The 13567-nt window shown below is 63.1% G+C and carries 13 protein-coding genes; 8 read left to right on the top strand and 5 right to left on the bottom strand.

Features of this window, described 5'->3' with window-relative positions:
- Position 1: 1 nt before the first annotated feature.
- Positions 2-961 carry a DUF535 family protein gene (locus OIM99_RS00820; RefSeq protein ID WP_311848389.1) on the bottom strand — a complete coding sequence of 320 codons (960 nt, stop codon included), beginning with the start codon at positions 959-961 and terminating at the stop codon, positions 2-4.
- A gap of 452 nt (positions 962-1413) precedes the next feature.
- Between OIM99_RS00820 and dxs the strand changes: the two genes are divergently transcribed.
- From dxs to OIM99_RS00835, 3 genes are all read left to right on the top strand, one after another.
- Positions 1414-3336: a 1-deoxy-D-xylulose-5-phosphate synthase gene (gene dxs / locus OIM99_RS00825; protein ID WP_311848390.1), complete on the top strand. Its 1923-nt coding sequence runs from the start codon at positions 1414-1416 to the stop codon at positions 3334-3336.
- Entirely contained in the window at positions 3333-4259 is a 927-nt protein-coding gene (locus OIM99_RS00830) for a DMT family transporter (protein WP_311848391.1), read from the top strand. The genes dxs and OIM99_RS00830 overlap by 4 nt, the downstream gene beginning before the upstream one ends.
- A gap of 114 nt (positions 4260-4373) precedes the next feature.
- Complete coding sequence (locus tag OIM99_RS00835) at positions 4374-5135, top strand: SDR family NAD(P)-dependent oxidoreductase (RefSeq protein ID WP_311848392.1); 762 nt, start codon at positions 4374-4376, stop codon at positions 5133-5135.
- Between the two features lie 27 nt (positions 5136-5162).
- On the opposite strand, the gene OIM99_RS00840 is transcribed toward OIM99_RS00835, so the two are convergent.
- The 3 genes from OIM99_RS00840 to OIM99_RS00850 form a co-directional block, all read right to left on the bottom strand.
- Positions 5163-5594: a GNAT family N-acetyltransferase gene (locus tag OIM99_RS00840; RefSeq protein WP_311848393.1), complete on the bottom strand. Its 432-nt coding sequence runs from the start codon at positions 5592-5594 to the stop codon at positions 5163-5165.
- Between the two features lie 160 nt (positions 5595-5754).
- Positions 5755-6045 (bottom strand): DUF1330 domain-containing protein, encoded by a 291-nt coding sequence (locus OIM99_RS00845; RefSeq protein WP_409371456.1) that lies wholly within the window; start codon positions 6043-6045, stop codon positions 5755-5757.
- Positions 6046-6280: 235 nt separating this feature from the next.
- Positions 6281-6571 (bottom strand): DUF1330 domain-containing protein, encoded by a 291-nt coding sequence (locus tag OIM99_RS00850; protein WP_311848396.1) that lies wholly within the window; start codon positions 6569-6571, stop codon positions 6281-6283.
- A 260-nt stretch (positions 6572-6831) separates the two neighbouring features.
- On the opposite strand from OIM99_RS00850, the gene OIM99_RS00855 reads away from it, so the two are divergent.
- The 5 genes from OIM99_RS00855 to OIM99_RS00875 all read left to right on the top strand — a co-directional run bounded on the left by OIM99_RS00855 (position 6832) and on the right by OIM99_RS00875 (position 12491).
- Entirely contained in the window at positions 6832-7596 is a 765-nt protein-coding gene (locus OIM99_RS00855; protein ID WP_311848397.1) for an ABC transporter ATP-binding protein, read from the top strand.
- Between the two features lie 4 nt (positions 7597-7600).
- Positions 7601-8335, top strand: a complete 735-nt coding sequence (locus OIM99_RS00860; RefSeq protein ID WP_311848398.1) for an ABC transporter permease subunit — start codon at positions 7601-7603, stop codon at positions 8333-8335.
- A gap of 4 nt (positions 8336-8339) precedes the next feature.
- The gene (locus OIM99_RS00865; RefSeq protein ID WP_311848399.1) at positions 8340-10202 is read left to right on the top strand and encodes a GldG family protein; all 1863 of its coding nucleotides are present in this window, start codon (positions 8340-8342) and stop codon (positions 10200-10202) included.
- Positions 10203-10212: 10 nt separating this feature from the next.
- Entirely contained in the window at positions 10213-11280 is a 1068-nt protein-coding gene (locus tag OIM99_RS00870; RefSeq protein ID WP_311848400.1) for a DUF4340 domain-containing protein, read from the top strand.
- A gap of 146 nt (positions 11281-11426) precedes the next feature.
- A complete protein-coding gene (locus OIM99_RS00875) occupies positions 11427-12491 on the top strand; it encodes an NAD(P)-dependent oxidoreductase (RefSeq protein ID WP_311848401.1) in 1065 nt (354 codons plus the stop codon).
- 58 nt (positions 12492-12549) lie between these two features.
- Here OIM99_RS00875 and OIM99_RS00880 read toward each other — a convergent pair whose 3' ends face one another.
- Positions 12550-13524, bottom strand: coding sequence for a tripartite tricarboxylate transporter substrate binding protein (locus tag OIM99_RS00880; RefSeq protein ID WP_311848402.1), 975 nt, complete (start codon positions 13522-13524; stop codon positions 12550-12552).
- Between the last annotated feature and the right edge of the window lie 43 nt (positions 13525-13567).

Raw genomic sequence — 13567 nt, forward strand, 5'->3', positions numbered from 1 at the left:
TTCAGCAGACCGCGAGGCTTGGTTTGCGTTGGCACGCGACAAGATCCGGCGACAATTCGGCCGGAAGTCGCTTGTTTCTCAGATGAGCAACGAAATAGGCGGAGGCCCCCTGCACGAGCTGCGCCTTGATCACATCGCGGCCGGTGGTTGGCTCGGTGACAGCCATTTGCGCCGGCATGACGAAACCAAAGGGGCCACCTGGGGTGGCGCCACGTTCCAGCCAATAGGCATCATAGTTGCTGCTGCGGCGGTCGATCACGTGCTGGGCATTGCTGATCGCATGAATGGTTTCGATGCCGAAGGCGGTAGCGAGGCTGCGCACGGCCAACAGCAAAGCGTCCTTCGGACGCAGGCCATACATATCCCGCGTCGCTGTCACGACGGCCTGCTTGCCATCCTTGTTGCCTTGCAGGCCGCCGATGGCGATCACGGGCTTGCCGTCCATTTCCCCGAAAAGGAGCGCGATCTTGGCGAGCAGCAAACCGTCGTCCCGCTCCAGCATCAGACCGAGTTCGCCCTCCCGCGTCATGGCAAGGCGGGTGGTGTTGCAAATGATCAGGCGATAGCCGGCCCGTTTGCCGCGCAGAGCCGTCACAACCTGCGGCTGAAAGGCACAGGCGGCGCCGACCAGGCGATCGTCGGCCAGTTCGGCCAGGAGCCGGTAATGGGCCAGCATGAGCTTGACCCTGCGGCGCGGCGTCAGGCCATTGCGCCCGTAATTGCGCAGCGGCTTGTTGAGCACCCGGGTCGGCGGCAAACCGCCGGCATAGCGGCGGAAATAGCGGCAGATGAACGCGCTCCACAGCAGAGCCGAATGCGGCGCCAGGGGCGCGCGCACCAGCCACATCCTCTCCGCCTTGGTAAACCGCCCCCCGAGCAAAGCGCGGAAATGGGTGGCAATGTCAGCCACGGTCAGATTCTGCCCTAACGATTGACTGGACAACACGACGAAACCCTTCATGCCCCTCCCCGACCCATGGCGCAGCGCGCCGCCATCACAAAAACGTGATCGACTGACAACTACCTGACAGGTCCGGGAGAATCGCCATCATGGCGATGCTATGCATTACTTAACCTAGACCAAGAGACGGACAATCATCATCCGGCTCAGCCGGCCGAAGCGCCGCCCGGATCGGCGGCACGACGGCCTGCCCAAAGAAAATGCATGCGTCGCATTACATGAACCTTACAGAACCGTAATGTTTTGATCGGGTACGGCGAATACAGGCGGCCGAGGCCTGTTCGTCCACGCGTTGGAGCGACGGCTAACCGGCTCAAACCCGACGCAAAACCGCCCCGCCCTGGTCATGCGACCTTAGACAACATGGCGGATGGCATGGGGGCTCGAACTGGTGTAAGTCGGCGGTACACGACGCCACCTTGGCCTTATTCGGCGCGACATTCGGGTCCGCAGTGACAAATACTTCGAAAACGCCGCTTCTCGACCGGGTTCCGACCCCTGACAAGTTGCGGGAACTTCCTTCCAGCGATCTGCCGCAACTGGCGGACGAGCTGCGCCAGGAGACAATCGACGCGGTTTCGGTGACCGGCGGCCATCTCGGCGCCGGCCTGGGCGTCGTCGAACTCACGGTCGCCCTGCATTATGTTTTCAACACACCGCAGGATCGGCTGATCTGGGACGTCGGCCACCAGGCCTATCCGCACAAAATCCTCACCGGCCGGCGGGACCGCATCCGCACGCTGCGTCAGGCGGGCGGCCTTTCCGGTTTCACCCGTCGGGCCGAAAGCGAATACGACCCGTTCGGTGCCGCCCATTCCTCGACATCGATTTCCGCCGGCCTCGGCATGGCCGTGGCGCGCGATCTGTCCGAAGGCGACAACAAAGTCATCTGCGTAATCGGCGACGGCGCCATGTCGGCTGGCATGGCCTATGAGGCGATGAACAACGCCGGCCATCTGCATTCGCGCCTGGTCGTCATCCTCAACGACAACGACATGTCGATCGCACCGCCGACCGGTGCCATGTCGGCTTATCTGGCGCGGCTCGTCTCGGGCGGCGCCTATCGCAGCATTCGCGAAGCCGCCAAGCAGCTCGCCACCCACCTGCCGAATTTCATCTACAAGAAGGCCAAGAAGGCAGAAGCGTTCTCGCGCGGCTATTGGATGGGCGGCACGCTATTCGAGGAACTCGGCTTCTATTATGTCGGCCCGATCGACGGACATAACCTCGATCATCTGCTGCCGGTACTCAAGAACGTGCGCGACAATGCCCACGGCCCGGTGCTGGTGCATGTGGTGACGAAGAAGGGCAAAGGCTATCCGCCCGCCGAAGCGTCCGACGACAAATATCATGGCGTCAACACGTTCGATGTCGTCACCGGCGCGCAATCGAAGCCCAAGGCCAACGCGCCGTCCTATACCAAGGTCTTCGCCGAAAGCCTGATCACCGAGGCACAGCACGACGACAAGATCGTCGCCATCACCGCCGCCATGCCTTCCGGCACCGGGCTCGATCTGTTCGGCCAGGCCTTCCCGACGCGCACCTTCGATGTCGGCATTGCCGAACAACATGCGGTGACTTTCGCCGCCGGTCTTGCCACCGAGGGTTACAAACCGTTCTGCGCCATCTATTCCACCTTCCTGCAGCGCGGCTACGATCAGGTGGTGCATGACGTGGCGATCCAGAATCTGCCCGTGCGCTTCGCGCTTGATCGCGCCGGTCTGGTCGGCGCCGATGGCCCGACCCATGCGGGCGCCTTCGACGTCGCTTATCTCGCCTGCCTGCCCAATATGGTGGTGATGGCGGCGGCCGATGAAGCCGAACTCGTCCATATGGTGGCGACCGCCGCTGCGCATAATTCCGGTCCGATCGCGCTGCGCTATCCGCGCGGCGAAGGCGTCGGTGTCGACATGCCGGCGCGCGGCCAAGTGTTGGAAATTGGCAAGGGCCGCATCCTGCGCCAAGGCACGCAGATCGCGCTCCTGTCGCTTGGCACGCGGCTCAAGGAAGCGCTGAAAGCGGCCGAGGATCTCGCCGCCCACGGGCTTTCGACCACCGTCGCCGATGCGCGCTTCGCCAAGCCGCTCGACATGGACCTGCTGCGCCAGCTCGCCACCCAGCACGATGTGCTGATCACCATCGAAGAGGGTTCGGTCGGCGGTTTCGGCTCGCATGTGCTGCAAGCCTTGAGCGACGACGGCCTGCTCGACAGCGGCCAGCTCAAAGTCCGCGCCATGGTGCTGCCCGACGCCTATCTGGAGCAGGACAAGCCCGACCGCATGTATGCGCGTGCCGGGCTCGATGCCCAGGCCATCGTCACCAAGGTTCTCGACGTACTCGGCCGCGCCGATGAAGCACGCGGCATGATTGCATGAACACGCCAAGTGACGAGAAGGCGGAGCCGCCGCAAGGCGGCTCGGACGCCTCGTCGCGGACGATGGCGCTGTGGTTCGCCTCCATGCCAGCGCTGTTCGTCGTCTTCTGGTCGACGGGCTTCATCGCCGGCAAGCTCGGTCTTGCTTCGGCGGCACCGTTCACCATCCTGCTCTTCCGCTTCGTCATCGTGGTGGTGCTTTTGACCATCGTCGCGCTGGTGATGCGCGCGCCCTGGCCGCGCCGACAGGATCTGCTGACGATCGCCATCGGCGGCATTTTCGTTCATGCCGGCTATCTCGGCGCGACGTTCGCCGCCATTTCTGTCGGCGTGGAAGCCGGCGTCTCATCGCTGATGGCTGGCCTGCAACCGCTGCTTACCGCCGTGCTGGCGGCGCCCCTGCTTGGCGAGCGCACGACCGGTCGGCAATGGGCCGGACTTTTGATCGGTCTCGCCGGCACCGGCCTCGTGGTGTGGAACAAGCTGGGGCTCGGCCTCGGTACGCCGCTCGGCATGTTCTTCGCCTTCATGTCGGCGGTGTTCATCACCGGCGGCACGCTGTGGCAGAAGAAATTCGGCGGCCAAATGGACTTACGCACGGGATCGGTGGTGCAATTCGCAGCTTCCGCGCTCGTCACGCTGCCTTTGGCGGCGATGGAAGATTTCCGCCACACCTGGACGCCGGAACTGATCATTTCCTTGGCGTGGCTTTGCGTCATGCTGTCGGTGGGCACCGTCACCTTGCTGTTCATCCTGATCCGGCGCGGTGCGGCGGCGACCGTGGCAAGCCTGTTCTTCCTGGTCCCGCCAACAACGGCGCTGATGGCCTATTTTCTCTTCCACGAGACGCTCGGCCCGCCGGCTTTCGTCGGCATGGCCCTGGTCGTCATTGCCGTGGCCATGGTGACTTGGAAGTCCAAATAAAAATCCCCCATACGGCAATCTAAGGCTCACTGATACTCTTGACGCCCTGCCCCTCGCTGGGTTGAATGCCGCCGGAGCCGCCGCCCCTTTGTGCGGCGCGTGAGGAGAGCAGGAATGAATCCGAAAGGTCTGGTTGCCGTCGTCACCGGCGGTGCGTCGGGGCTTGGCGAAGCCACCGCCCGGCGGCTCGCCGCCAGCGGCGCCAAGGTCGCCATCGTCGATCGCGATCTGGATCGCGGCAACAAGGTCGCGGGAGAAATCGGCGGCAAAGCGTTCCGCGTCGACGTGTCGAGCGCCAGCGAGGCCGAGGCTTTTTTCGCGGCTCTGCCGAAGGAGCTCGGCGACCCTCGCATCCTCGTCAATTGCGCCGGCATCGCCGTCGCCAAACGCATGGTCGGTCGCGACGGTCCGCATCCGCTCGACGAATTCGCCAAGGTGATTTCGGTCAATCTCAACGGTTCCTACAACATGATGCGCCTGGCGGGCGCGGCCATGTGCAAGCTTGAGCCGCTCGACACCAGCGAACGCGGCGTGATGATCTCGACCGCTTCGGTGGCGGCTTTCGACGGCCAGATCGGCCAGACCGCCTATGCGGCCTCGAAGGGCGGCATCGTGGCGCTGACTTTGCCGATCGCGCGCGAGATGGCGCAATTCGGCGTGCGCGCGTTGGCGATCGCACCGGGCCTGTTCCGCACGCCGCTGTTGGCGCAACTGCCGCAGGAAGCGCAGGACTCGCTTGCCTCCGCCATTCCCTTCCCGCATCGCCTGGGCTGGCCGGAAGAATATTCCTCGCTCGCCCTGCAGATGGTGGAAAACCCCTATCTCAACGGCGAAGTGGTGCGCCTCGACGGCTCGCTGCGCATGGCGCCGCGATAACAAGACCAGGCGTCGCGAAAGCGACGCCTATTTAATTTCTTGGGTGAAACGCAGCGCCGTCGCGAACATGCCCTGCCGATAATAGAAGCGGTGGCCCAGGAAATTCGACATCGGCGTATCGAGCAACAGTTTGCCGCAGCCCTGCTTGCGGCATTCCTCGCGCAGATAATCCATCAGCTTGCCGCCGAACCCGCTGGAACGCTCGCTTTCGGCCGTCACCAGATCGTCCACATAGATATGCTTGCCGTGGACGATGTTGTGATTGATGCGGAAGCCGGCGAGCGCACGCACCTCGCCATAGTCGGACAAAGCCACGAGCCGATACCCGGTGGCTGACAGCTCTTGCCACAACTGGACGAATTTCTCGGCATTCTCCAACTGCGGCCGCAGCGCATACATGACCGGATAGCAGGCTTCGACCTCTTCCGGCGTGGTGATCTCGCGGATCTCAATCGACATAAGCTGGCTCTCTCCCGGATTTCTTTAGGCGAACAAATGAGAACATCGCGCCAACAGCGATTCGTGCCGGTTCTGTACCGCGTTTGGCGCGCCATTCCCATTCTGGGCGTCCATGAGCGTCATCTGAAGCAAGAGATCGTCAACCATAGCGCGTCACGGCCTAGAGGCCTTCGACGATCCGCAGATCGCGCACGCAGGCGCCAGCGAGGATTTCGAGTGCCGCCTGATAGGCTGGGCTGTCGTAAGTCGCCTGCGCATCGGCGAGCGAATTGAATTCGACGATCACGACATTCTGCCTGATGCCGGCCTCATAGACTTTGGCAGGCATGTTGCCGGCCAGGACGTGGCCGCCGCCTGCCTTGATCACGGGCACCGCGAGCCGGGCATAGGCCGCGACTTTGCCGGCGTCGGACACCGAATGATACAGGCTGACCCAATAAGCCTTCGCCACGATCATCCTCCCCAGAGGCAGGCCCGGCATTCGCCAGACAGGCCAGCATCGCAAGGGCAGCGGGGAAGGACAAGCCGATAAAATGAAAAGCGGGACCTTGCGAAAGCGTTTCGGCGTTTGATGGAACATCAAACGCGACGAAGACGCGTCCTGATATGAGATTCAAAGCAAAATCGCGTTTCTTTCGAAACGCGATTTGCCTTAGGCCCCGCTCAAAAAACCGTCGAAATCCGGATCAGACGCCTTCGACAATCCGCATGTCGCGGATGCAACCGCCGTCGAGCGCCGCCAGCGCCGCCTTATAGCCGGGGCTGTCATGGGTCTTTTCGGCAGCCGCCACGCTGTCGAATTCGATCAGCACGGTGCGCTGAAGCAGGCCCGCCTCATAGGCTTTCGCGGCCTGACCGCGCGCCAGGAAACGGCCGCCGCCGGCCTCGATCGCGGGACCCGCGAGCTTCGCATAGGCGGCGAGCTTCTCGGCGTCGGTGACCGAATGATAGGCAGCGATCCAATAGGCCTTGGCCATTCTTTATCTCCCAGAGAGTGTATTGTCGCAAAAGGCCATCGCCTTTGTCGGCAAAATGGCAGGGTGGGCGCAACAGGGCAAGGGGACTGCCCGTGGTGCAGCCATGCGACGCTGAGACAGCCCTATCCGTAACATTCTGCCCTTGAATCCCCGTAATCTTGCGGCCATCTTGCCGCGCGGCGGCAGGATGGCTATCCGTGTCCCGCTGTCGGATGTCCTGCATCCGGTCCCACAACAGGCCAGTCCAAGGGGGAAATCATATGTCGCTCGTCGAGGCCCGCGGTCTCGTGAAACGCTTTGGTTCGTTCACTGCGGTGAACGACGTGTCGTTTTCGGTGCAGCGCGGCGAAGTCGTCGGCTTTCTCGGTCCCAATGGTGCCGGCAAATCCACAACCATGAAAATCATCGCCGGCTTCCTGGAGCCCAATGCGGGTGAAGCCTTTCTCGATGGCCACAATACCCGTACCGACCCGATGGCGGCGCGCAAAATCCTCGGCTATCTGCCGGAAGGTGCCCCCGCCTATCCGGACATGACGGTTGGCGCCTTCCTCGAATTCGTCGCCGGCATGCGCGGCCTCGATGCGGCAACGGCGCGCCAGCGCCTCGGCTTCCTGGTCGATCGGATCGATCTCTCGGAAGTGTGGAACAGGCGCATCGAAGCGCTGTCGAAAGGCTTCAAACGGCGCGTCGGCATCGCGCAAGCGCTGGTGCATGACCCCGCCATTCTCATTCTCGACGAGCCGACCGACGGCCTCGACCCGAACCAGAAGCATGAGATGCGCGAGCTGATCCGCGAACTGGCGCCAGAAAAGGCGATCGTCGTTTCGACCCACATTCTCGAAGAAGTCGAAGCGATCTGCACGCGCGCCCTGATCATCGCGCGCGGCAGCATTCTCGCCGACGGCACGCCGGCCGATCTGCTTGCCAAGGCCCCCGCCGCCGATCCCAGCCGATCGCAACTCGTCAAGACGACGAAGCTCGAAGACGCGTTCCGCGCCATCACCCTGGAACAGGCCGGAGCCTGACTTCATGAAAACAATCCTGCTCGTTTTCCGTCGCGAATTCGCCGGCTATTTCGCTACACCCATCGCGGGTGTGTTCCTGGTGGTCTTTCTCGGCATGGCGACCGGCCTCACCTTCTTCGTCGCCAGCTTCTTCGATCGCGGCCAGGCCGACCTTTCGGCCTTCTTCCTGTGGCATCCCTGGCTTTATCTGATCCTAATGCCGGCCATCGGCATGCGCCTGTGGGCGGAAGAACGCCGGGCCGGCACCATCGAACTCTTGATGACCTTGCCGGTGCAGCCGTGGCAGATCGTCGTCGGCAAATGGCTCGCCGCCTGGGTTTTCGCCGGCCTCGCGCTGGTGCTGACCATGCCGCTGTGGATCACCGTCAATTATCTCGGCACGCCCGACAATGGCGTGATCCTCGCCTCCTATATCGGCTCCTGGCTGATGGCTGGCGCATTCCTCGCGATTTCCGCCGCCGTCTCGGCGCTGACCAAGAACCAGGTGCTGGCCTTCATCGGCGCGGTGGTCGTCGGCTTCCTGTTCGTCATGGCCGGCTTCGATCTGGTGCTGGCGGCCGTCAAGCCGTGGGCGCCGCAGGTGATCGTGCAGGCGATTTCGTCGATGTCCTTCATCGGCCATTTCCAGCGCATCACCGATGGCGTGTTGGAAATCCCGGCCCTCATCTTCTTCGTCACTCTCATCGTGTTTGCGCTGTGGCTCAACGTGCGCATCCTCGAAGTCAAGAAAGCCGCGTGAGACCATGACCGGCAACAAATCCTTCGGCACCGGCCGCCTCGTCCTCATCGCCGCCATTCTGGGCGCGATCATCTTCGGTTGCATCAATATCGTTTCGGGCCAGCTCTTCCGCAGCACCCGCATCGATCTGACCGACCAACATCTGTTCTCCCTGTCGCAAGGCACGCGCAACCTGATCGGCGATCTCAACGAGCCGGTCCGCTTCCGCTTCTTCATGTCGTCGGGACTGACCAAGGAAGCGCCGCAGCTCGCCGCCTTCGCCAGCCGCGTGCGCTCGATGCTCGACGCCTATGTGGCCGGCTCGAAGGGCCGCATCAGCCTGGAGACGATCGACGCCAAGCCCTATTCGGAAGATGAAGATCGTGCCGTTGCCTTCGGCATCAGCCCGATCCGCTCGTCGACCGGCGACCGGCTGTTCTTCGGCCTCGCCGCCACCAATTCCACCGACGGCAAATCGGTCATCGCCTCCTTCTCGCCGGAGCGCGAGGCGTTTCTCGAATATGATCTGACGCGCCTCGTCGCTGAACTCGGCAAGCGCGGCAAGCCGGTCGTCGCTCTGTTCGACGGACTTGGCCTCTCCGCCAATCCGCAAATGGGCCTGCGCGAAGCGCAGGTGCTGACGCAGATGAAACAGTTCTTCGACGTCAAGCCGGTGGAAGGCGACGTCGAGGAACTGCCCAATAACACCCGCGTCGTCATGGTCGTTCATCCGCAGAACCTGAGCGACAAGACACAATACACGCTTGACCAATGGGCGATGAACGGCGGCGCCATGCTGATCTTCGTCGACCCCAATGCGGAAAATCAGATCGGCCCGCGCGGCGCGCCGCCGCCCGACGCCTCCTCCGACCTGCCGAAACTGTTCAAGGCCTGGGGCGTCGGCTACGACGTCAAGAAGACGGTCGCCGATCCGAGCCTGGCGCTGCAGACCGAGCGCAATATCGACGGTCGTCCGACGCCGATGCTGAACCTGCCGTGGCTCGCCTTGCGCAACGAATCCCTGCGCAAGGATGAAGCCATTCTGGCGCAGCTTTCCGCCATCGTCGTCACCACGGCCGGCGCGTTTGACACCACCAAAGAGGGTGTGACGCTGCGGCCGCTGATGACCGCCTCCGCGGAGGGTGGCCTGCTGCCGGTGGCCGAGACCAAGGAACGCACCGCCGACATGCGCAAGCTCGCCGGCGAGATCGAGAAGGGCAAGACGCCGCCGGTGATCGCCGGCCGCTTGACCGGCACGCTCGAAAGTGCCTTCACCGCCAAGCCCGAAGGCTCGACCCGCAAGGAAGAGCATGTCGCCAAGGCGACCAAGCCGGCCAATATCATCCTGGTCGGCGATGCCGACATGGTGATGGACCGCAACTGGGTGCAGCGGCGCAATCTGCTTGGCACTGAAGTGGCACAGGCCTTCGCCAACAATGGCGACTTCGTCATCAACGCCATCGAGCAGATGTCGGGCGGCGTGGCCCTGGCGGATCTGCGCGGACGCGGCGTCTCCTGGCGGCCGTTCGAACGCATCCAGCAGATGGAAGCCGAAGCGAGCCGGCGCTACAGCGCCAAGGAACAGCAGTTGCAGGCGCGCCTGAAAGAGGCCGAAACCAAACTGCAGGAACTCGGGCGCGGCGGCCAGCAAGGCAATGAAGTACTGACGCCGCAACAGATCGAGACGATCGAGAAGTTCAAGACGGAAGTGCTGGCGACGCGCGAGGAATTGCGCTCGACCCAGTTCGCCCTGCGCAGCGACGTCGATCGTCTCAAGTCGTCGCTGACGGCGCTGAACGTGGCCGGCGTGCCGATCATTGCCGGTCTGATCGCGCTGTTCTTCGCCCTGCGCCGCACGCGGCGCGAGCCCCCGAAACCCTCGGCTTGAGGACGCACAGATGAATTTAAAATCCGTCACCCTTCTGGGCGTGGTCGCGGCGCTGTGCGTCGCCGGCACCTGGGCAGCCCTGCGGACGGCGCCGCAAGGTATCGCCGCCGACCGGCGCGGCGAGCCGGTGTTTCCGCAACTGATCAACCAAGCCAACACTGTCGCGGCGATCACCATCCGCGACAATGACAAGCCGTTCACGGTGGAGCGGCGAGACAACGGCTTCTTCGACAAAGCGTCGGGCTATCCGGCGAAGCCGGAGGCCTTCCGCGACATCGTCGCCGGCATGATCAGCTTGGCCTACGAGGAGAGCAAAACCTCCGACCCGCAACGCTATGCCGACCTCGGCCTTGCCGATGCCGGCCAGGCCGAGAAAACCGGTCGCCAGGTGACCCTGACCGACAGCAAGGGCGCGACACTGGCCGACATCATCGTCGGCAATCGCGACATGACCGTGGGTGGCGCGCGCGGCGGCACCTTCGTGCGCTTCCCGAAGGAGCCGCAGACCTGGCTGGTGCGCGGCGAAGTGCGCGTGCCGGTGCCCAACACCGCCTGGTTCGAGATCAATCTGCTCAACCTCAACAAGGATGCGCTGGCGAAGCTGGAATTGCGCGGCGGCGGCCTCGACGACGTCACGCTGGTGTCGGCGACCAAAGGCGCCGACCTGACGCTGCAAGCGCCCCCGGCCGGCCGCGAAGCGGAAGCCGGCAAGCTGATGCGCCTCTCCTTCATGGTCGACCCGATCAGCTTCCAGGACGTGCGCAAACCGGCGGGTGAGGTGAAAGCCGGCGGCCGCACGCTGACGGCTTACGGCCACAACGGATTGAAGCTCACCGTCACCAGTGTCGGCGACCTCGCCGATGGCTGGGTGCGCATCGCGGCCGAAGGCACGAACGAGGAGTCGAACAAGCAGGCGGAAACTTTGAAGCCGAAAATCGACGGTTTCGAATTCAAACTGTCGAAGAACGATTCCGACATGCTCGCCTGGGGCTTGAAAGACTTCACCCAGGAAACCAAGCCAGAAGCCAAGACGGATCCGGCACCGCAGCCCAACAGTGAGGCCAAGCCGAACCAATAGGTCTTCGGATATCCAGAATCCTTTCAACACAGGGCGCGGTCTCCGCGCCTTGTTCTTTTTTGGCTTTGGCTTGACCTCTTCGGACGCCTCGCCCACAGTTGCCGGCAAATCAAAACAGAAACGTAAAAAATAGAAACGGAGGAACGATGTCCAAGCCGAAGGTCTTCATTCATGCGCCGCGCGAGGAGCCCGCGGATTTTCTCGAGCGTCTGACGGGCGCCGGCTACGACGTGGCGTTCGGCGACAAAGCCTGGCAACTGCCGCGTGGCGACCATGAACAGGATCTGATGGATGCGGCCCGCGATGCCGTGGCGCTCATGGGCACGTCGATCCGCCACACGCCCATTTCCCGACGCGTGATGGAAGGCTCGCAGCGGCTACGCATCGTCGCGAAATACACTGTGGGTGTCGATGACGTCGATACGGACGCTGCCACGGATCTTGGCATTCTCGTCTGTCATGCGCCGACGGAAGCCAATTGCTTCGGCGTCGCCGAAACGACCGTGATGATGATCCTGGCCAGCCTGAAGAAGGCGATGGAGCGCGACGCGGCCGTCCGAGCCGGCCTGTGGCGCGAGCCGCATCTCGGTACGACTTTTCTTGGCGCGCGCGCCGATGGCTATGCTGGCATCACCATTGGCCTTGTCGGCTTGGGGCGCATCGCCACGCGCGTGGCGCAATTGCTGGCGCCCTGGCGCGTGCGGCTGATCGCCTACGATCCTTATATTCCGCCGGCCAATTTCCTGCTCGCCAATGCGCAGAGTGTCAGCTACGAAACCCTGCTGAAAGAAGCCGATGTCGTCTCCTTCCATGTGGTGCTGACCAAGGAAACGCGCTTCATGCTGCGCGACGAACAAATCGCGCTGATGAAACCCAATGCCATCGTGGTCAATACGGCCCGCGGCAAGGTTATCGAGGAAGCCGCCGTGGCACGCGCCATCGCCGAGGGACGCCTGCAGGGCGCGGCGATCGATGCCTTCGAGGAAGAGCCGCTTCCGGTGGAATCGCCGCTGCGCCAGCTCGGCACCAAAGTGCTGCTGTCGCCCCACTCAGCCTCTTTCAACGAAGGTGGCGAACTGCGCCCCGGCATGCAATGGGCTTTGCGCTCCGTCCTGACCGCGCTGTCCGGCGGCATTCCCGACAATGTCTACAACAAGGAAGTCATACCCCGCTGGAAAGAACGCTTCGGCGGCGCCAGCGTCACGAGCTGATCTCAAGAAAAAGGCCCGGCTTTAACCGGGCCTTCCTTTTTGTGGATCTCTGCGTGCCCTATTGCGGCTCGATCTTCGCCGCCTTCACCACCACGCCCCAGCGCACCATTTCGTCGCGTATATATTGGCCGAGTTCCTTCGGCGTGGACGTCCGCACCTCGATCATCTGGGCGGCCAGTTTGCCGACCACATCCGGCTCGTTCATGGCAGCGGCGGCCTGCTTGTAGATTTCGTCGAGCATGGCCGGCGGCGTGCCCGGCGGCGCGATCAAGGCATTCCAGGCGCTGGCCTCCACCCCATCGATACCGGCTTCAGCGAAGGTCGGCACGTTGGGCAGGAATTTCGAACGCTTCGGCTCGGTCACGGCGAGGATTTTCATCTTCCCGTCCGTGGCGAGCGGCACCACCGAGACAGCCGGCAGTACGGTCATCTGCACGTCGTTCTGCATCACGGCTTGGGCCGCCTGGGGCGAACCGCCGAACACCACGTGAACGACCTCGGTGCCGCTCTTGGCCGCGATCAGCTCCATCGACAGATGGGACAGGGAGCCACGACCGATCGAGGCGTAATTATATTTGCCGGGATTCTTTTTCAGCAGCGCGATCAACTCGCCAACAGTGTTCACACCCAACGCATTGGACACGGCCAACACGCTTGGCTGCGAGGTGAGCATGGTCACCGGCGCGATATCCTTGAACGGATCGTAAGTCATGTTCTTCATCAGCACCGTGTTCATGCCCATGGGGCCGAACAGGCTGATGCCGATGGTCAGGCCGTCGCCCGGTGCCTTGGCCACCGCGTCGGTGCCGGTGTTGCCGCTGGCGCCGGGGCGATTTTCAATGATGAAGGGCTTGCCGGTGCGCTGCTGTAGCTTTTCGCCGAGAATGCGGGCGATGATGTCAGGCGAGGCGCCAGCGGCGAAAGGCACGATGAATTTCACCGTGCCGGTGGGCCAGCTTTCCGTCTGAGCGGACAGGCTCGACGGCGCGACAAGCGCAAGTAGAGCCGCGAAAGTAACGGCAATCGATCGCATCAGGTTCCTCTCCCAGCGAGTTTCATCCCAGATTTCACGTCTT

Origin of the sequence: Methylocella sp. CPCC 101449 (assembly GCF_031921685.1) — a bacterium.
Classification (GTDB): Bacteria; Pseudomonadota; Alphaproteobacteria; order Rhizobiales; family Beijerinckiaceae; genus Terripilifer.

Coding starts and splice junctions, on each gene's coding strand:
- OIM99_RS00835 (WP_311848392.1), top strand. CDS start 4,374: ATGAATCCGAAAGGTCTGGTTGCCGTCGTCACCGGCGGTGCGTCGGGG.
- OIM99_RS00855 (WP_311848397.1), top strand. CDS start 6,832: ATGTCGCTCGTCGAGGCCCGCGGTCTCGTGAAACGCTTTGGTTCGTTC.
- OIM99_RS00870 (WP_311848400.1), top strand. CDS start 10,213: ATGAATTTAAAATCCGTCACCCTTCTGGGCGTGGTCGCGGCGCTGTGC.
- OIM99_RS00840 (WP_311848393.1), bottom strand. CDS start 5,594: ATGTCGATTGAGATCCGCGAGATCACCACGCCGGAAGAGGTCGAAGCC.
- OIM99_RS00860 (WP_311848398.1), top strand. CDS start 7,601: ATGAAAACAATCCTGCTCGTTTTCCGTCGCGAATTCGCCGGCTATTTC.
- OIM99_RS00850 (WP_311848396.1), bottom strand. CDS start 6,571: ATGGCCAAGGCCTATTGGATCGCTGCCTATCATTCGGTCACCGACGCC.
- OIM99_RS00880 (WP_311848402.1), bottom strand. CDS start 13,524: ATGCGATCGATTGCCGTTACTTTCGCGGCTCTACTTGCGCTTGTCGCG.
- OIM99_RS00865 (WP_311848399.1), top strand. CDS start 8,340: ATGACCGGCAACAAATCCTTCGGCACCGGCCGCCTCGTCCTCATCGCC.
- OIM99_RS00875 (WP_311848401.1), top strand. CDS start 11,427: ATGTCCAAGCCGAAGGTCTTCATTCATGCGCCGCGCGAGGAGCCCGCG.
- OIM99_RS00830 (WP_311848391.1), top strand. CDS start 3,333: ATGAACACGCCAAGTGACGAGAAGGCGGAGCCGCCGCAAGGCGGCTCG.
- OIM99_RS00820 (WP_311848389.1), bottom strand. CDS start 961: ATGAAGGGTTTCGTCGTGTTGTCCAGTCAATCGTTAGGGCAGAATCTG.